This window comes from Nocardia sp. BMG51109 (genome assembly GCF_000526215.1).
GTDB lineage: Bacteria > Actinomycetota > Actinomycetes > Mycobacteriales > Mycobacteriaceae > Nocardia.
In genome coordinates this window covers 6,336,837-6,356,145 of record NZ_JAFQ01000004.1, presented here as the reverse complement: position 1 = coordinate 6,356,145, position 19,309 = coordinate 6,336,837, and the positions used below count along the sequence as shown (strand labels likewise).

The 19,309-nt window shown below is 70.3% G+C and carries 12 protein-coding genes; 10 read left to right on the top strand and 2 right to left on the bottom strand.

Going from position 1 to position 19,309, the window contains the following annotated elements; all coding sequences use genetic code 11:
- The first annotated feature begins 3 nt into the window (after positions 1-3).
- The 3 genes from D892_RS44075 to D892_RS0130160 are packed head-to-tail and all read left to right on the top strand — an operon-like array spanning position 4 to position 8,701.
- Positions 4-5,769, top strand: a complete 5,766-nt coding sequence (locus tag D892_RS44075) for a type I polyketide synthase (protein WP_024804815.1) — start codon at positions 4-6, stop codon at positions 5,767-5,769.
- Positions 5,766-7,493 carry an acyl-CoA dehydrogenase family protein gene (locus D892_RS0130165; RefSeq protein WP_024804814.1) on the top strand — a complete coding sequence of 576 codons (1,728 nt, stop codon included), beginning with the start codon at positions 5,766-5,768 and terminating at the stop codon, positions 7,491-7,493. The genes D892_RS44075 and D892_RS0130165 overlap by 4 nt, the downstream gene beginning before the upstream one ends.
- Positions 7,490-8,701, top strand: a complete 1,212-nt coding sequence (locus D892_RS0130160) for a cytochrome P450 (RefSeq protein WP_024804813.1) — start codon at positions 7,490-7,492, stop codon at positions 8,699-8,701. Before D892_RS0130165 ends, D892_RS0130160 begins: the two co-directional genes overlap by 4 nt.
- Here D892_RS0130160 and prcB read toward each other — a convergent pair.
- Positions 8,691-9,536: a proteasome subunit beta gene (gene prcB, locus D892_RS0130155; protein ID WP_084161290.1), complete on the bottom strand. Its 846-nt coding sequence runs from the start codon at positions 9,534-9,536 to the stop codon at positions 8,691-8,693. The two genes, D892_RS0130160 and prcB, sit on opposite strands and share 11 nt — an antisense overlap.
- A gap of 232 nt (positions 9,537-9,768) precedes the next feature.
- Between prcB and D892_RS0130150 the strand changes: the two genes are divergently transcribed.
- Complete coding sequence (locus D892_RS0130150) at positions 9,769-10,977, top strand: DUF418 domain-containing protein (RefSeq protein ID WP_024804811.1); 1,209 nt, start codon at positions 9,769-9,771, stop codon at positions 10,975-10,977.
- A gap of 79 nt (positions 10,978-11,056) precedes the next feature.
- Here the strand turns inward: D892_RS0130150 and D892_RS0130145 are convergent, their stop codons facing one another.
- The gene (locus D892_RS0130145; protein WP_024804810.1) at positions 11,057-11,425 is read right to left on the bottom strand and encodes an arsenate reductase family protein; all 369 of its coding nucleotides are present in this window, start codon (positions 11,423-11,425) and stop codon (positions 11,057-11,059) included.
- Between the two features lie 517 nt (positions 11,426-11,942).
- Between D892_RS0130145 and D892_RS0130140 the strand changes: the two genes are divergently transcribed.
- The 6 genes from D892_RS0130140 to D892_RS0130115 all read left to right on the top strand — a co-directional run bounded on the left by D892_RS0130140 (position 11,943) and on the right by D892_RS0130115 (position 19,304).
- Positions 11,943-13,409 carry a condensation domain-containing protein gene (locus tag D892_RS0130140; RefSeq protein ID WP_024804809.1) on the top strand — a complete coding sequence of 489 codons (1,467 nt, stop codon included), beginning with the start codon at positions 11,943-11,945 and terminating at the stop codon, positions 13,407-13,409.
- On the top strand, positions 13,400-14,851 hold the full coding sequence (locus tag D892_RS44070) for a condensation domain-containing protein (RefSeq protein WP_084161289.1): 1,452 nt from the start codon (positions 13,400-13,402) through the stop codon (positions 14,849-14,851). The genes D892_RS0130140 and D892_RS44070 overlap by 10 nt, the downstream gene beginning before the upstream one ends.
- Positions 14,852-14,853: 2 nt before the next feature.
- Complete coding sequence (locus D892_RS0130130) at positions 14,854-16,227, top strand: condensation domain-containing protein (protein ID WP_024804807.1); 1,374 nt, start codon at positions 14,854-14,856, stop codon at positions 16,225-16,227.
- Positions 16,228-16,574: 347 nt separating this feature from the next.
- Complete coding sequence (locus tag D892_RS0130125) at positions 16,575-17,189, top strand: TetR/AcrR family transcriptional regulator (protein WP_024804806.1); 615 nt, start codon at positions 16,575-16,577, stop codon at positions 17,187-17,189.
- A gap of 49 nt (positions 17,190-17,238) precedes the next feature.
- A complete protein-coding gene (locus tag D892_RS49260; RefSeq protein WP_255360257.1) occupies positions 17,239-17,364 on the top strand; it encodes a hypothetical protein in 126 nt (41 codons plus the stop codon).
- A gap of 443 nt (positions 17,365-17,807) precedes the next feature.
- Positions 17,808-19,304 carry an alpha/beta fold hydrolase gene (locus D892_RS0130115; RefSeq protein ID WP_232236204.1) on the top strand — a complete coding sequence of 499 codons (1,497 nt, stop codon included), beginning with the start codon at positions 17,808-17,810 and terminating at the stop codon, positions 19,302-19,304.
- The last annotated feature ends 5 nt before the right edge of the window (positions 19,305-19,309 follow it).

The following is a 19,309-nucleotide window of genomic DNA, read 5'->3' as shown; positions in this document are numbered from 1 at the left end:
TTCATGTCGACCGAAGGCTCCATCGCAATCGTAGGGATGGCTGCACGATTCCCGGGTGCACCGAACGTCGGCCGATTCTGGGCCAACCTGCGCGCCGGAGCGGACACCGTACACCGGTTCCGGCCCGACGAACTCGCCGACCCGGCGGCCGCCCGACACCCGGATTACGTGCCCGCCCGGGGTGTCCTGCCCGGCGGCGACCAGTTCGACTGGCAGTTCTTCGGCTACAGCCCGGCCGAGGCCGCACTCATCGATCCGCAGCAGCGGGTACTGCTGGAATGCGCGTCGGAGGCGGTCGACGACGCGGGCGTCGATCCCCGCCGGTTTCCCGGCTGGATCGGCGTCTTCGCCGGCAGCGACCCAGTACTGCTCGACCTCGACGGCGACACGGACGTGATGGCGCAGGTACTCGGCCGCGACAAGGACTACCTGGCCACTCGGATCGCCTACAAGCTCGGGCTGCGGGGGCCTGCGGTGACGGTCCAGTCCGCATGTTCGACGGCACTCACCGCAGTGCACAGTGCCTGTCAGAGCCTGCTCGGCTACGAATGCGACGTCGCACTGGCAGGTGGTGTCGCGGTCTCGCTCCCGCAGCAGCGCGGCTACTTCCATCAGGAGGGCGGCATCCTGTCCCGGGACGGGCGATGTCGACCGTTCGACGCCGAGGCCGACGGCACCGTCGCCAGCGAAGGCGCCGGCATCGTCGTGCTCAAGCGGCTGTCCGACGCGCTGACCGACGGCGACCGGATCGTGGCCGTGGTGCGCGGCTCGGCGATCAACAACGACGGCTCGGACAAGATCGGTTACACGGCGCCGTCGGTGACCGGCCAACGCGATGTGATTCGGCTGGCCCTGGCACAGGCCGAGATCGACCCCGCCGACCTGGGATACGTGGAGGCGCACGGCACCGCCACCAGGATCGGGGATCCCGTGGAGGTGCAGGCGCTGACCGAGGCGTTCCGCGAGTCCACTCCGGCCCGGCGCTACTGCCTGCTCGGATCGGTGAAGAGCAATATCGGGCACGCAGGCGCGGCGGCCGGCATCGCCGGGCTGATCAAGGCCGCACTACAGCTGGAGCACGGTGAGATCGCCCCGACCGTGCACTTCCGACAGCCGAATCCGCTTCTGGCCCTGGACGACACACCATTCCGGATCGCTGCCGAGCACCAGCCGTGGCCCGAGCGGGCCGCGCGCCTGGCCGGGATCAGCTCGTTCGGCATCGGCGGTACCAACGTGCACGCCGTCTTGGCGGCTCCGCCGGACCGGGATCGCGCCGCCGAACAGTCGCGACCGCGACTGTTCGTGCTGTCCACCAAGACATCCGAGGCGCTGGCCGGTTTGCGCGACGCGGTCGCCGACAGGCTGGAATCCGCGCCTTGCCCGCGGCTGGACGACGTGTCGGCGACGCTCGCGGGACGCCGCCGACTCACTCACCGGATCGCCGTCGTCGCCCACGACCGTGCGCGTCTCACCGACCGGTTGCGCGCCGACCGCGTGCCCACGCAGATCGTCGAAACACCGCGGGTGGCATTCCTCTTCCCGGGCCAGAGCACGCTTGCGGCCGGGGCTGCCGTGGCCGCCTACCGCAGACTGCCGAGTTTCCGCCACTACTTCGACGAGACCGCCGCCACGGCCCGGCGCGATCACGCTGTCGATCTGTCACCGCTGGTGACCGAGGGCGCCGATCCCGGCTGGTTCCGCGACACCGTGAACCAGCAGCTCGGGTTGTTCGCTCTCGGGTATGGCCTGGGCTGTCAGTTTCGCGAGTGGGCTGTCACACCGGCGGCCATGCTGGGCAACAGCATCGGTGAATATATCGCCGCAACCCTGGCCGGGCTGTGGTCGCTGCCGGACGCGATCACCGTGATTCACCGCCGAGCCGCCGCTATGCGGGCCACCCCGGCCGGCCGGATGCTGGCGGTTGCCGCGCCCGCCGCGGATCTCGAGGCGCGGCTCGGATCGCGGGCGGACGTGGTGGTGGCCGTCCGCGGACCTGGGACAACCGTGCTGTCCGGCGCCCGCGACGCCATCGATGCCGTGCTGACCTCCGGCGCGCTGGACGACCTGCAGGTGCGGACGGTGGATACCGAGCAAGCATTTCACTCGCCGCTGATGGCGACGGCCGCCGACCAGGTCCGTACCGCCGTCGCCGCCGTTCCCACCGAGACGCCCACGCTGCCCCTGGTGTCCGGCCTGACCGGTACGTGGGCCCGACCCGACCGGCTCCGTGACCCCGGCTACTGGGCTGAGCACCTGCTGCGCCCGATGCGGCTGGACGACGGCGTCGGTGTTCTGCTGGCCGACCGGTGCGACACGTTCGTCGAACTGGGGCCGGGCAGCTCCATGATCGGGACGCTGCGTCGGCATCCGGACTGGAGCGCCGACAGGCTGGCAATGCCGCTGCTCGGCAAGCCGGCCGACGCGACCGAGCAGACCCTGCTGCACGCGCTGGGCGTTCTGTGGGAACGCGGGCTGGACATCCCGCTGGAGCAGACCACCGGCGACGATCGGCCACAGCGGTGCGCCCTGCCGCCGGTGCCCTTCGCGCCCCTGGTCCCGCCGCGTCGAACGACCGTGCCCGGCCCGGACCGGTCGGTGGCCGCCACCGGCGTGACCACCGACGCCTGGGCCCAGGTCCGGACCGGTGCCGTCGAGCGGCACTCCGGGATCGTCGTCACCGGCGAATCGGACGGCCTCGTCACGGCATTGGCCGCCCCGAACGCCGCAATTCGCTGTGTCCCGGCGATTTCGGCGATCGGCGAATATCTCGATGAGACGACCACCGCGGTTCTGGTCATGCTGCCGACCGACGCCACCGACGCAACGGTGGACCAGCTCGACGCCTCGGCCGACGCGCTCGCCGCCCTCGGGATTCGGCTCATGGTGGCCGGACGCGGTCTGACGGCCATATCCCCCGCCGATACCGCCGCCGCGGTCGCGACATCGATCGAGTCCTGGATACGGTGCCGCCGAGACAAACCCGGCGATGTCACCGTTCTCGATCTCGGCACCGAGGCCCCGCCCGATCGCGTCCCCGCGCCCGCGGGCCGGACCGCGCTGCTGGCCCGGCGGGACGGGCGGTGGTGGCAGTGGACGGCACTGCCTGTGGCGACCGAGCGCGCCGCACGGCCCGGCACCGGTCGGGTCGCGATCGTCAGCGCCGGCCGCGCCGACGGGGTGCGGATCGCCGAAACCGTTGCCGCGGCCGGTGTCCCGGTGTCGGCGTACGCCGACACCGACGCACCGGCATCGATGCTGCCGCTGGCCGAGCACCTGCCCACGGCCATGGCGGGGGCCGCACGCGCCGAGATCGCGGCCGACCGGCTGTCTGCGCGTGCCGACCTGCGCAACCACCTCGACCTGTTCTCCGCGGGCCTGGTCGGCCGCTTCGTGTTGCGGTTCGGCAAGGTCGAACCGGGCAGCGTGATCGACGCAGCTGTCCTGCGCTCTCGGCTGGATCCGCAGGACATGCTGCCGAAGTTCATCGACTTCATGCTCCGAGTCCTCACCGAGCAGGGTTGGCTGGCTTGGGGATCGAATGGTGTGCGGATGTGCGCGGACATGGCCGAGCAGGTCGATCGCGCCCTGCGCGCGGGAAACGATCTCGATGAACTGTCCGGGCTACGGCGCCTTCTCGACCACTGCGCGGCCTCCTACCCAGCGGTCTTCTCCGGAACGATGGAGCGCGTCTCGGTGCTCTACCCGGAGGGCGACCCGACCTTGTTTCGGGACAGCCTGACCGACAACCGGATCAATCCGTCCGGCGACGTCGTGGTGTGCATGGACACGGTGCGCCGGGCCATCCACGCGGCGGCACACGGCGCCACGGGGACGCTGCGTATCCTCGAAATAGGCGCGGGCAACGCCGAATTGACCTGGCCACTGCTGGACGGCTGGGACACCGACACCGCCCTGGAGTACTACTTCACCGATATCAGCCCGCTGCTGCTGCGGCGTGCGGCCCAGCGCGCCGACGAGCTCGGCCTCGCCGATCGGATGCGGTTCGCCCGATACGACCTGACTCGGGACCCGACGGAGCAGGGGTTGCCCGGAGGCACCTTCGATATCGTCCTGGCCTACAACGCCGTTCATGTCGCGCCGGATGTCCGCACAGTTCTGGGCCACCTCGCCGGGCTGTTACGCCCCGGGGGTTCGCTGTGCTTCATCGAGATGACCGCGGTGTCGCGGTGGGCTCATGTGCTGTGGGGGCTCACCCCGGGATGGTGGGACTTCGGCCCGGATCGGACGGACGCGATCATGCTGGCCCGTCCTGCCTGGACAGCCGCACTGACCGAGACCGGGTTCACCGGCGTCTCGGTGCACGCGTCCGGCGAGGACGCCGACCATGCGGTATTGATCGGGTCGATCCCCGCGACCGACCACCTCCCGCCCGTCGAGCGGGCGGTCGAACAGCTCCGGGGACGCGACTTCGACAACGTGCTCTACCTACCACTCGGCCCCGACGCGGCCCGAACGTGGACGCAACTGCTCCGGTCGCCCGCCGTGTCCGGCCGCGGATACGTAGTGACTCAGGACGATCCGGCCGGCGGCTGGCGCGCCGAGAGGTGGCGGCGCGAACTCGATCCGGTCGACGAGCTCGACCCCGGGTGGCACCACGTCCGCGTGGCACGACTGGCCACGGACGAGAGTGCGGCGCTGCCCGCGCTGCTGTCCGACGACCGGCTGCCGGGCACAGTCCGGCTCGCACCACCACCGGCCCGGGCGCAGGCGCCCGCCGCACCGGAGCCGAATCCGGTCACCACGACCGCGCCCGCCGCACCGCACGACCCGCTGCGTGATCGGCTCACCGCGCTGTGGTGCGACGTGCTCGGTGTGCCCGCGGTCACCGACGACGACGATTTCTTCGCCCTCGGTGGGGAATCGCTGATGGCCGTGCACTTCATGGGCCGGATCCGCGCCCGCACCGGAATCAACGTGCCCACGGCCACCTTCACCCGGGCGCCCACGTTCGGCCGGTTGCTCGACCTGGCCCGGCAGTCCGCCGGAGATTCGGCCGAAACCACCGGCAGCGACCCGCATCTGGTAGTACTCCGCGACGGCGGCCCCCGAACCCCGCTGTTTCTCGCCGCCCCGGCAGCCGGGACCACGCTCAGTTACCGGGCCCTGGCCGGGCTGCTCGACGACCGCCCGGTATACGGCATCGAACCAGAACTCACGGCTCGCGGCGAGACCACCGTGGAGGACATCGCTGCCCACCACCTCGAGGCCATTCGCCGCGTTCGGCCGCACGGGCCCTACCTGCTCGGCGGCTGGTCCTTCGGGGCCGTCGTCGCGCACGAGATCGCCCGCCGTCTGCGGGAACTCGGCGAGCGGGTGGAGATGCTGGTGTGCATCGACGGGTATGTGCCCGACACCCACGGGCAGCCGATCCGCAGCCTGCGGGGTTTCCACGGCATCGGGCTGTGGTATCAGGCGACCGCCGCCCTGCGGGTCGGGGCGGCGGGAGCGCTGGTTCGCGACGCACCCGACGTGCGCCGGGTCTTCAGCGACAACATCCGCGCGATGTGGCGGTACCGGCCGCGACCGGTCGACTGCGCGGTGCTCGTGCTCAAGACCCGGCTCGATCCGGTGCGGGCGCGCTGGCTGCGCCGGGAGCTGGCGTCGCTGTATGCCGGGGACGTGATAGTCCGCCCGGTCGGCGGCCGGCACTGGACTGTGCTGGAGGAACCGCACGTCAGGCAGGTCGCCGAGGAACTGCGCACAGCATTGGCACGCCGGCACCCGATATCGACAGGAGCACATGCATGAGCCAGCCGCGCAACCCGATGAGCATCCCGGAGACGGTCAGCTTTCTGGAGCAGCTGTACCTCGGTCGCTTCCGCTGGGACCTGCTCCGCCCGTTCCCACGCCAGGACGAGGCGGACCGCAAGATCGGCGACGACCTTGCCCGCTCGCTGAGGGAACTGCTCACCGGGCGGGTCGACTCCGATGCGGTCGACCGGACCGGCCGGCTGCCCGACGGCCTGCTCGATGCGCTACAGGAGCACGGCTTCCTCAAGGCCCGGGTGCCGACCGAACTCGGCGGCCTGGCGGTCTCTCAGTTCACGATGTTCCGGCTGATCGAACAGGCCGCGCAGGTGTCGATACCGGCGGCGCTCACGCTGGGCATCGAGAATTCGGTGGGAGTCGGCCCGATGCTGCCGTACCTACCCGAAGGCGACCTACGTGACCTCATCGCCGCGCGGCTGCGACAAGGAACGATATCCGGCATAGCCGACACCGAACCGGAAGGCGCGGCCAACCTGGCACGGTTCACGACCGCGACGCAGGTGGGTGACGAATACCGGATCAATGGCGAGAAGATCCATGTCGGCAACGCCCCTATCGCCGAGCTGCTGATTGTGTCCGCCACCGTGCGCGAAGACGACGGCGAGCATCGGCGGCTCTTCGTCGTGGACACCGACAGCGCCGGCGTGACCCACACCGCGCGACACGAGTTCATGGGAGTCAAGGGCTTTCCCAACGGCGGTGTGCGGTTCGACGACGTCGCGGTTCCGGTAACGCGGATGGTCCGGACACCGCCGCGCGACGATATCCGCCTCACTCTCGAAGCGTCCACCATGATCGTCGCCGGTCGGCTGTTCATGATCGTGGCGCCGTCACTGGCGATCGCCCGCCAGTGCGTCGACTGGTCGTGCCGATTCGTCTCCGAACGCAAGATCGATAGCCGCCCGCTGTCGGAGTACGAGGAGATCCAGCGGCGGATCGCGGAGTCGGCGGCCGACGTCTTCGCTATCGAGGCGGTCGCCGAGTGGAGCCTGCTCTCCCCCACCTTCGCCGACGGCGGCAATCCGGTGTTCGAGCAGAACGCCGCCAAGAACATCGGCTCGGTCATCGCCGGGCGGGTCGTGGATCGGACCATGTCGATCCTCGCCGGCGAGGGCTACGAGACAGCATCGAGCAAGGCCGAGCGGGGCTCCGCCCGCCGGTTCCCGCTGGAGCGCGCACTGCGCGACGTACGCAACTTCCGCATCTCCGGCGGCGTCGAATTCCAGCTCGACTACTGGACGGCCGAGAAGGCGATCTTCACCTACTACCATCCCGATCCGGACAATCTCGCCGAGATCGAGGCGAATCGAGTGGAGTTCGACGGCCTCACCGGCACCGACCTGTCCGACCGCAACGAACAACACCTGCGCGCCGCCGCCCGGGCGGTCCGGGAGCTGTCGCGGATCTGCCTGTCGGTGGCGCGGCGGCATCCGGACCCGGCCACCCTCGCGGCACACGAGCGCCCACTGATTCTGGTGAGCGAGCTGGCCAACGAGTTGCTCACCGTGGCCTTGGTGCTCGCCAAGGCCGCCACGCTGGTCGCCGACGGGCATCCGAGCGCCGACGATCTGGCCGACGTGTACTGCACCAGCGCCTTCCATCGGGTCGCATACCTGCGCGATCAACTGGCCGAGCAGGACGGTCCCCATTTCGGGCGGCTGGCCGCCACCGTGCTTCGCCCCGCGGAGGAGAACCGATCATGAGCGATGTCACCGAGCCCGCCACGTCGGTACCCCGGCCGCGCGCCCACCCGTTCGATCCACCGCCGGAGTACCGAGCGCTGCGCGAGCAGGAGCCCGTGGCCCGGGTGGTCCTGCCTACCCGAGCGCCGGCCTGGGCGCTGACCCGGCACGCCGACATTCGCCAGATGCTCAGCGATCCCCGATTCAGCTCCGACCGCCGCAATCCCGGCTATCCCGCGCTGTCGGTGGAGCTTGCGCAGGCCGCCCACGAGTTCACACCGTCACTGATCGGAATGGACCAGCCGGAGCATCTGCGCGCCCGCCGCGCGCTGACCGGGGAGTTCACTGTCCGGCGGGTCAACCTGCTGCGATCGCGCATCCAGCAGATCGTCGACGATCAACTCGATTTCATATTCGGCCTGCCACAACCGGTGGACCTGGTCGAAACCCTTGCGCTGCCCGTGCCTTCGCTGGTCACCTGCGAACTGCTCGGTGTGCCCTACACCGATCACGCGTTCTTCCAGGACCACACGGCCCGGCTGGTTCGCCGCACTACGCCGGTGCCGGAACGGTTCACCGCCTTCACCGAATTGCGTACCTACTTCGACGATCTGGTGGCCGGCAAGGAACGTACCGGCAGCGACGACCTGCTCGGCAGGCAGATCACGCGGCAGCGAGAGGAAGCGGGGGCGGTCGACCGGGAAGCGTTGGCCGCCTTGGCATTTCTGATCCTCGTCGGCGGCTACGAGACGACGGCCAATACGATCGCGACCGGTATCGTGGCGCTGCTCACGCACCCCGACCAGCTGGCCAAGATTCGACAGGACCCGGCCAAGACGCCGGCCGCGGTCGACGAGCTGCTGCGCTACCTGAGCGTCGCCGAATTCGCCACCGCCCGGGTGGCGACGGCGGACGTGGAGATCGGCGGCGTGCTCATCCGGGCCGGTGAGGGCGTGGTTCCGCTGGACTGCATGGCCAACCGCGACCCGGACGCGTTCAGCGATCCCGACAAGCTCGACATCGAACGGCCCGTCCGCCACCACATCGCGTTCGGATACGGCCCGCACCAATGCATCGGCCAGCACCTGGCCCGCCTGGAGCTTCGCATTGTGTTCGACACGTTGTTCCGGCGTATGCCCGGATTGCGGCTCGCCGTCCCGATCGGCGAACTGTCGTTCAAGGACGACGCCAACATCTACGGCTTGGACGCGCTACCGGTCACGTGGTGATGGAGGCGCGCGGCCCGTCCGGCTGCCGGCGACGACGGTCGAGGATGCCCTGGACCACGGTGGCGATCTCATCGTCGGTCAGGCCGCGTTCACCGTCGGAGGTCACGACGTGCAGCGTGGGGAAGATCCCGCGGCCCAGGTCGGGCAACATGGTGGCGGTGTCGGATTCGGCGGCGTCGTAGAGTGCCTCGAGGGCGACGGCGATCGCGCCGTCCTCGCCGAGATCCTCCGCGTAGAGCTTCTTCAGGCTGCCCATCGCGAACAGCGACCCGGAGCCGATCGAGTGATATCCCTCGTATTCCTCGGTCATGGCCCCGGCCGGGTCGTAGCTGAAGATTCGCGCGGAATCGGATTCGTCGTCGTACCCGACATACACGGGGACAACCGCCAAACCCTGCATTGCCATGGGAAGGTTCTGCCGGACCATACCCGCCAGCTTGTTGGCCCGACCCACCAGGGACAGCGAGCTGCCTTCGATCTTTTCGTAATGTTCGACCTCGAGCTGAAACAGCCGCACCATATCGAAGGCGAGCGCAGACGTGCCGGCCACACCGATGCACGAGGTCGCGTCGACGGGATACACCTTCCTCGCGTATCGATATCCGACCGACGTTCCGCTGGTGGCCTGCCGGTCGCCGGCGATGACCGCGCCGCCGGCGAATTTCAGCGCGACGATCGTGGTGCCGTGGGTGATACCGTCAGGTACCGAGTTGTTCGCAGCTCGCGTCCACGCCAGCGCCTCGGGCTTGTGCTCGGCCAAGAATTCGGTAATCGACGATGACGGCGAGTACATATACCTCAACAGGTGAGGCCGGTCGTCTGAGAACTTGGCCATGATTGAAAAACCTCTCGCGGTCGACAAGGTCATCTGCGACGCCGATGCTACCACCGCCAACAAGGCCGGTTGCTGCCGCAACACCGGGCACCGACCCGGCCTCTCGTTTCAATCACAGGACCCGACATGAGGTTTCGGTCACGGCGCGGTTGCGCGGTCGTACTTCCGGACGACACCGGGTCCCCCGCTCGACCGATACGGTCGTCCATACGATTGTATTAGATTACCGACCATGTCCGAATCCATCGCCCGAATGTCGGCACATATCGCGAATCCGGCTGTAATACAGGAGGATTCGCGTCCGGCACGGTTGCCGGCCCTGGACGTGCTGCGCGGCGTCGCCATTCTCGGCACGCTCGGCACCAATGTCTGGATCATCACCGACCCGGGAGGGCTGCTCGGCTACCTCCGGAACAGCGGCGGCCCGACCGACGCCTGGGGCTGGACCGAGCGGGTGCTGCAGCAGCTCGCGCAGGGGAAGTTCCTGGGCCTGCTCACCCTCATGTTCGGGATCGGGCTGGCCATTCAGCAGCGTTCGGCGGTGCGGAGCGGGCGGCCCTGGCCGGGGCGCTACCCGTGGCGGGCCGCGCTGCTGTTCCTCGACGGTCTGCTGAACTTCCTGCTCGTCGCCGAATTCGACGTGCTGATGGGCTATGCGGTGACCGGTGCGGTGGTGGCCTACCTGCTCGCGACCAGCGAGCGGGCGCGGCGGCGCTGGCTCCTCGGCGCCGCGGCGGTGCACGTGGCGATGCTGACACTGATCGGGCTGGCGATGACCCTTGCCGCGCAATCGGATTCGGGCGGACCGCGGCCGCTGAACCCCAATCCGTATGCCGGCGGGTCGTTCTGGGATCTGGTGCTGTTCCGGCTGGAGCACATGGCGCTCTTCCGGCTGGAGCCGGTGTTCGTGTTCCCGATGTCGATCGCGCTGTTCCTGCTCGGCGCCCGGCTGTTCCGGGCGGGGGTCTTCGAACCGGCCGGGCGGCGGCTCCGGCGACGGCTGCTGGTGCTCGGCCTCGGAATCGCCGCGCCGCTCGATCTGCTGCTCGGCCTGTCGAACGGCAACCTGGTGCTGCTCACCCGGTACGGCACCGCCCCGCTGGTGGCGCTCGGAATCCTGGCCCTGGCCGCCGAGTTCTATGCCGGCCGGGGCCGCGCCGGTGTCGTCGGCCGCCGCTTCGCCGATATCGGACGGATGGCGCTGAGCTGCTACATCCTGCAGAACCTGGTGGCGTCGGCGCTGTGTTACGGCTGGGGTCTGGGCTTGGCCGCGCGGGTCTCGTCCGACGCGCGGGTGCCGTTCACGGTGGGGATCTACCTGCTCGTCACCGCGATCCTGGCGGTGTTCGCGCCGCTGTGGTTGCGGCGCTTCGACCGGGGACCGGTGGAATGGTTGTGGCACACCGGTTATCGGGTGCTCGCCCGGGAGCGGACCGCTTAGAGTCCCCGCGGGCCGATCACCGTCACGACGGGTTCGCGGCCCCCCGATATGCCCGTCCCCCGCACGACGAAACGCACGCTCAGAGTATGGATTTCAGCGATTGTTCGTCGCGGGCCAGCACCGCGCGCCCCGGTCCGGTCAGGACGATCGGGCGCTGGATCAGCTTGGGATGCCGCGCCAATGCCTCGATCCAGCGGTCGCGATCGGCCGGTGTGCGCGACCATTCCGCCATGCCGAGCTCCTTCGCCTCGTTCTCGCCGGTCCGGGTGATGTCCCACGGTTCCAGGCCGAGCCCGCCCAGCACGTCCCGGAGTTCGTCGGCGCCGGGCGGATCGTCGAGGTAGCGGCGCTCGGTGTAGGCGATGCCCGCCTCGTCCAGGGCGGCCTTCGCGGCGCGGCTCTTCGAGCACCGCGGGTTGTGCCAGATCTCCCTCTGCTCTGCTGCCATGTGGCGAACGATACCGGCCGGCGCGCCGGACCGGATCCATGCGTGACCGAGGACGTTCGACCGGTCGGCCCTTCCGGTCCCGCCGCCGCACCGCTCCCGCGTGTCCACCGAACCGATCCTGCCGCCGCGCACGGGCAGCAGCGCACGGACCCGCGCGGACCGTAAAAGTCGCGAGAAGCGCAAGTGAATTCTCGTTGTACGAATACGCACCGGCAATTCGAACACTCTGTGAACCAGATGCATGACATGTCATAACGACTGGTCGGCATAGTACCGTCCGGAATTAACTGACTCGTAACCACATCCATGCTCCGGACGTTTCCTTTACGGTGATCGAGTTCACCGACGCACCCCTCGGGCGAATGTCTTAGAGTCATCCCATTCCGGTGAACAACGAGGTCACATCCGGATTCCCGACAATCGGGCGCGCCCGCCGACCGCGCCCGGAATTCCCGCGCCGGACCGGGAAAACCGTTCCCGCCCGGAGTTTTCTCGCTACATCGGATGAGGGATACCCATGGAATTCATCGAACTCGCCGACTATCCATTGCCCACCGGCCGGGTGACCGAGTGGCTGCCCACCGCCGAACGGCACTGGGCGGACTGGCCGCGCGACCACCGCGCGATATCCCACAATCACGAGTCCCACCTCCGGGATGCCTTGGAGCACAACCGTGTTCGCGACCGCCGGCACTGCTGGCTGGGTCATGTGCTGCGCGTCGACGGCCCGCTGGACGCGCGTGCCTGGCGCAGCGCGCTGGAAAGCTGGGTCGACCGGCACGAGGTGCTGCGCAGCCATGTCGCGGTCGAGGGTGGCCGCGCGGCCCGCTACACGCTCGGCGCGGGGGCGGTGCGGGTGCGCCCGATCGACGCGGGACGTCCCGCCTCGGCGATGTCGTCCTACCGCCTCGTGCAACAGCTGCTCGACCAGCGGACGTCGCCGCTGGACTGGCCCGCGCACCTGTGCGTGACGATCGAGGAACGGGACTCGTTCACCGCGATCATCGCCGCGGACCATTCGATGATGGACGGGTATTCGACCACCTGGATCGGCGGCGAGCTGCGCCTGCTCTACGACGCGGCCCGCGCCGGCCGGCCCGCCGATCTGCCGGAGGCGGCCAGCTACCTCGACTTCTGCCACGCCGAACGGGCTCGCGCCGAGGCAGCGGGACCGGCGCACACCGCGGTGACGATCTGGCGCGACTTCCTCGCCGCCGCGGCCGGGCCCACGACGCCGGCCGCCACGCTGTCGGCCGTGAGCGCCGACCCGGCTTCCACCGCCCCGCCGCGGCTCGCCGCCGCGCGACCGGTGCCGCAACGCGCCCTGGCCGTCGAGCTGCTCGACGCGCGGGCGACCGAGCGCGCCGCCGCAGCCGCTCGCGAGCACGGCCAGGGAACGACCGCCGCGCTGCTGGCCGCGTTCGCGGCGGTCGCCACCGAACCGGCGGCCGCGCCCGAATTCCGCACCGTGGTGCCGGTGCACACCCGCGACGAGCCGCGCTGGGCCGGCAGCCTCGGCTGGTACGTCGGCCTGGCGCCGTACCGGATCGCCTGCGACACGAACAGTCTCGCCGAGCTCATCACGCCGTCCGGAGCGGAGCTGCGCCGCGTGCGCGCCGCGGCGTCGGTGCCCTTCGCCAGGGTCTGCGAACTGCTCGGCACCCGGCCGCGCATCTCGTTCATGGTGTCCTACATGGATATTCGCGGCGTCCTGCACGCCGACCGCTGGATCGAATCGGAGACCCGCTGGCTGCGCAGCCGCGCCTATGCCGGCGACGAGTTCTTCTTCTGGTTCCTGCGCACCCCGGCCGGGCTCACGCTCAACACGCGCTATCCCGCCGGCACCCGCGCCACCCGCGACGTGCACCGGCACGTGCTGCGGCTGCGCGAACTGCTCGGCGAATTCGCCGAACACGGCGACGCGCCCCTGCGCCGGGCGCCCCTGGACCTCGGCATCGGACAAGGAGCACCGGCATGGAAATGATCCACTTCGCCGAATGGCTGCCCAAGCCCGGCGAGCTGCTCGAATTCGTTCCCGAACCCGGCACGGTGGAGGCGGCGGCGGCCGCACCCGCCTCCCCCGTCCCGCCGTCGTTCATTCAGGACTTCCACATCCGCTACTGGCGCGACCGCCGCCGCGAGTGCGCACCGGACGAGGTCGCCGCCACGGTGCGCACCGAGCTCTCGATGTGCTTCAGCATCGCCGCTGCCCTGGACCGCGAGGCGCTGCGACAGGCGTTCACCGATTTCCTGCGCCGCCACGACAGCCTGCGCTGCCGTTTCGACGTCCACGAGACCACCATGACACGGCACGTTCTCGACGCCGGCGCGGTGGCGCTGCGGACCGTTCCGGCCGGCGCCTTCCCCTCCGGGGAACAACTGCGCGACCGGCTCGCCGCCCGGTTCCAGGCACCGGATCCGGAGGTGTGGCCGGCGTTCGCGTGCGGCGCGATCGACCACGGACCCGACGGGTTCACCGTGTATTTCAGCATCGACCACGCCTTTTCCGACGGCATGTCGCTGGTGGCGGCCATCGCCGAACTCCATCGGCTCTACACCGCCCGCACCGACCGCCGGCCCCGGCCGTTGCCGCCGGTCGCCGGGTACACCGACCACGCCCGCGCCGAGCGCGAACTCGTCGACAGCGGCCCGCCCGAATTGGACAGGCTGGCAACCATTCTCGCCGAGAACGCCGATCACGTCCGGCCGCTGCCCTGGGATCTGGGCCTGGCTCCCGGCGCCGTCGGCGACAGCACCGGCCGCCGGACCGACCTGCTCACCGGTGCGCAGTACGAGGCATTCGCCGCGGCCTGCGCCGACGGTGGTGGCACCTTCACCGCCGGGCTCTATGCCGCCGTCGCCCTGGCCGAACTCGAATCCGACGGGCGCACACGATATCTCGGGCTCAATGTGATCGGAACACGCACCGATCCGCGGTTCCGGTTCACCCACGGCTGGTTCATCAACCTGCTGCCGGTCGCCTTCGACGTCGGCACGCACGCGCGCTTCACCGAGGTGGTCGGCCGGGCCCGCGGCGCGCTCGACGCGATCAAACCCCTCGCCGACATCCCGCTCCCGGCGGCACTCGACCGCGCGGCCGAGCTGACCGGGCGACCGCTGCCGCCCGTGCGGGACTGGCCGTGGGTGTCGTACATGGATATGCGGCAGATCTCCGGCGCCGAGCTGGAGCGGTCGCTGCCCGGGCTGCACGGCATCCGCGGCCTCGGTTCGCGGTCGCGGATCGGTCAGCCCTCGCCGTTGTGGTTCAATCGCGAGGCCGACCGCGTCCACGTCGCGGTGATGTTCCCGGACACCGAGCGGGCGCACGCCTCGGTCGGCGCCTATCTGGACCGGCTGCGCACCGTCCTGGTCGAGATCGCGGAGACGGGCGACTTCGCCTCTGCCGCAACTCGTTCCGGGGCGTAGCCATGCACCTGCTGTTTCTCGACCAGCTCGCGTTGCCGCCGGGCATCCTGCTGGAGTGGTCGGTCGGCGCCGAGCCGGGCCCGGCGCCCGGCCCGATTCCACCGACCGCGAACCAGTGCATCCACCTGGCCGGCGGCCGCCCCACCACCTGGCTCGCCGCCGCCTTCGACGTACCCGGCCCGATCGACGAGGCGGCGTTGCAGGCCGCCTTCGGCGCGTGGCTGCCCCGCCACGACGCGCTGCACTGCTCGTTCTCCGCACCGGGCCCGGGCGGGTCGCCGATCCTGAACCTGGTGTCCGACAGCGACCTCCGAATCACCGCCCGGCCCCCGGTGCTTGCCGCGACCGATCACGCGCTGCGCGAGTTGCTCGGCGCCCGGCTCGATGCGGCCTGCGAGCCGTTCAGCTTTCCGCCCTATTTCCTCGGGGCCGTCAGCCGCGCCGAGAACTCCACCGTGATCTGCGGATTCGATCACGCGGTATGCGACGCCTGGTCGATCGCGCTCGCGGTCACCGAACTCGATCGGCTGTACCGCACGGCCCGCGAGGACGGCTCCGGCACGGTCGCCGAGGCGGCCGGGGAACTCCCCGAGGCGGGCAGCTTCCTGTCCTACTGCACCCGCGAGGCGGCCGTGCCCGCGGCGATCACCGATCCACTCGTACCCGCCTGGCGGGACTTCCTGCGCACGACCGGAAACGACCTGCCGCACTTCCCGATCGATCTCGGCGTACCCGACGGCACCCTGGCCCCGCCGGCCGCCGACGTGCGCACCCTGCTGGGAGCGGGCGGGATCGCGGTGCTGCATCGTGCCGCGCGGGCGGCGGGACATTCCACCTTCCCCGTGCTGCTCGCGGCCGTCGCGCAGGCCGTCGCCAAGCTCGGCGGGCGCGATCACACGGACCTGGTGTTCCCGGTGCACATCCGCCGAGAACCACGCAACCACAACACCTTCGGCTGGCTGGTGGCCAACGCGCCGGCCCGCATTCCGGTCGAGGGCGATCTCGCCGCCGCGGTGCCCGGGGCGGCCGCGGCGGTGCGGGCCGGGCGGCGGCTGGCCCGCGTGCCCGCCACCCGGGTTCTCGACGCCGCGCAGGGGCAGCTGCGCGGCGCGCGGCACGGCCTGTTCAGCGTGTCCTACGCCGACTACCGGCAACTACCCGGCGGGAGCCGTGGCGATACCGTACTGCCGTTGCCGCGCAACGCGATTCAGATCAGCCGCGCGACACCCGTCGACGATGTGCAGCTGTGGTTCACCCGCACCGACGACGGGCTCGCGCTGCGCACCCGATTCCCCGGCACCGCGGTCGCCCGGAACGTTGTCGGCGAATTCCTCGACGTCCTGGGTGATCTGGTGCACGCCGCCGCCCGGCCCTGAGGCAGGTCCCCGCCGGCGCCACCCGTCGAAGTACCGAATTCCCAGGCAGTGTTCTTCACGGTGTACTTGTACGGCCGCAGATCGTGCGCAACGGCCGGCAGCCTCTTGAACCGGCAATAAATATGCCGGCGTCGGCGAGGCCGGTGCTGCGCGGATATTCCTCCGTCTTGCGGGTGAAGTGGCGTGAATAGCGTTGTGCACCACAAACGTTCGTCCTCAGCGGGCAGACGCGCGGGATCGGCCGACGCCACGCGCACCGACATACGCCGGTAGCTACAATGCCCTTCAGGCAATTTTTCCTTGTTGGCAATCTTGCCTAGTAGGCATTTTTCTGCCAGGATGGGTACATGCCCGACGACGCCGACCTCGGCCTCCGCGAACGCAAGAAGCTCGACACCCGCCGCGCCCTCAGCGACGCCGCGCTCGAGCTCACCTTCGAGCGCGGGCTCGACGAGGTCGTCCGCGAGGACATCGCCGCCCGGGCCGGCGTCTCGGTGCGGACCTTCGCCAACTACTTCGCCAACAAGTACGAGGCCCTGGCCTGGCGGCAGATCGAGCGGATCCACCGCACCACCGCACTGCTGGCCGCCCGCCCCGCCGGGGAGCCGATGTGGGACGCGGTGACGGCGGCCGCGCTGGAGCCGTTCGAGGCCGAGGGCGCCACCGGCTTCCGGCCCAGCCGGGAACAACTGGTCGAGGTCCGCAAGCTGGTCGAGGCCCCGGAGACCCGGGGCGCGATCACCCGCGCCACCTACGACGGCCTCGCCGCGGCGGTCGCCGCGCGCAGCCACACCGACCCGGACCGCGATCTGTATCCCCGCCTGATGGCGGGCACCATCGTCTCCGCCTACTACGTGGCGACCGAGATCTACGTCCGATCCGACCCACCGGAATCCATCACAACGGTGCTGCGCCAGACATTTTCGGCTCTCGCCGCAGGGCTGCCGGAGCCCGGTCGCTGACCGTTCCGACAGCCACACAGTTCCATACCGATTGGGGGCTTCCCGCGCCATGTCCGAAACATCCACCACCGTATATATCGCCTGGGCCACCGGCGAATCCGGCGACGACGGGTTGCGCGAGGCACTCACCCGCTGGTTCGGTTCCGCACGGATCACCACGACGGCCCTCGGCTGACGGCGAGCCGCCGGGGCCGCGGGCAAGCTCCCGGCCCCGCACGGCGTATCGACCTTGCCCGGCCCCGCCCACGACGGCGGCGGGCCGGGCGCCGCCCTCGTCGGGCGGCGCGGGCCGACGGTGGTCGTGGCGCTGCCGAATCCGATGACGGCATGCATCCCGCGCCTACTCGACGGACCGGACGCGCTCGGATCGATCGCAGGTGCATCCACTCCGGCCACACCCGTGACCAGGGGCACGCTGCCCCGAGGAGACCCGGATCGTGACGTCCTGCGTGTTTCCGGGAAGCCCAGCCGGGTGTCCACCGCTCCCACCGGCTGCACGTGGTCGAACCGGGTGCGCATCTCCCCGGCCGCCCGGCGCGCACCGGTCCCGCATCCGCGTTACGGTCGGCCACCGACTAGCGTGGCGGCGAGAGGACGGGTGAGAGGCGAGGACGGTTGTTGGCGAACCTGATTCGGTGGGTGGTGGGTGTGGCGGTACTGGCGGGCCTGGTGTCGCTCCCCGGCGCCGGGTTCGGACCGGATCTCGACCGCCCGGACTGGTTCTACCATCAGCGTCCGGCGTGGCGGGCCTGTGACGAGACGGTCACCGCAGGCACCGAATGCGCGTCCGTCCGGGTTCCGCTCGACTATTCGGATCCGTTGGGGCGCACCCTCACCGTGGCCATCTCGCGGGTCCCGGCCACCGATCCGGCGCAGCGGCGGGGTGTGCTGCTGTCCAATCCCGGCGGCCCGGGCGCGGCCGGACGCGACAGCCTCGGGCTGCTCGGCGACGTGCTCGGCCCGGCGGTGCGGGCGCAGTACGACCTGATCGGGATGGACCCGCGCGGCGTCGGCCGGTCGGAGGGCGCGCGGCCGTGCGGCTGGCCCGCCGGCGAGATGGTGCACGGTGCGGGCCTCGCGCTGTCCGGCTTCCTCCACGACGTCGGGCAGGCGGCGACCATGGCCACCGACTGCGTCGGCCGGGATCCGGCCGCCGCGCGGCAGGTCACCACCCGCAACACCGCCCGGGACATGGACGTCGTCCGGGCCGCGCTCGGCGAGCCGTCCATCAGCTATTTCGGTGTCTCCTACGGCACCTATCTCGGTGCCGTCTACACGCAGATGTTCCCGGACCACAGCGACCGCATGGTGTTCGACAGCGCCATCGACCCCGGACGGTATTGGGAAGGCCTGGTCCAGGATTGGGGCCCGGCGGACGAGGCCGCGCTGGACGACTGGGCGGGCTGGGCGGCCGCCCGGGACGCGACCTACCACCTCGGCGCCACGCCGCAGGACGTTCGCGCGGCGATCGAGGAACTGCTCCGGACCGCGGCCCGGGAGCCGATCGTCATCGACGGCTTCCGCATCGACGACCACTGGCTGCCGTTCGTCCTGCACAACCTGCTCAACAACGTCCGGTCGAACGAGGGGCTCGCCGATACGGTGCGCGAAATCGCCGACGCCGCCGGCGGTCCGCCGACGACCGCGCACGGCCCGCGGCTGCAGGCCGTGCTGGAATCCCTGCGCGACGAGGAGAATTCGGAACTGGCCTACATCGCGTGCGGCGACGCACCCGCGCCGGCCGACCCGGCCTGGTATTGGGGCAACATCGAGGCGGCGCGGCCGGCCCAGCCGGTGTTCGGGGCGATGGCGAACAATATTCAGCCGTGCGCGTTCTGGCCGCGTCCGGCGGAACCCGCCACGGCCGTGCACAATTCGGTGCCCGCGCTGATCGTGCAGTCGACCGGCGATCCCCGCACGCCCTACTCGCACGGTCTGGCCCTGCACCGGGCCATGCCCGCCTCCCGGCTCGCGACGCTGCAGGACGTCCGCATCCACATGACCTTCCGGCCCGACCTGAGCAGCTGCGTCAACGACACCATCAACGGCTACTACGCCACCGGGACCCTGCCGGCCACGGACATCGCCTGCCGCGCCGATCGGGCGAGCGAATAGCGGCG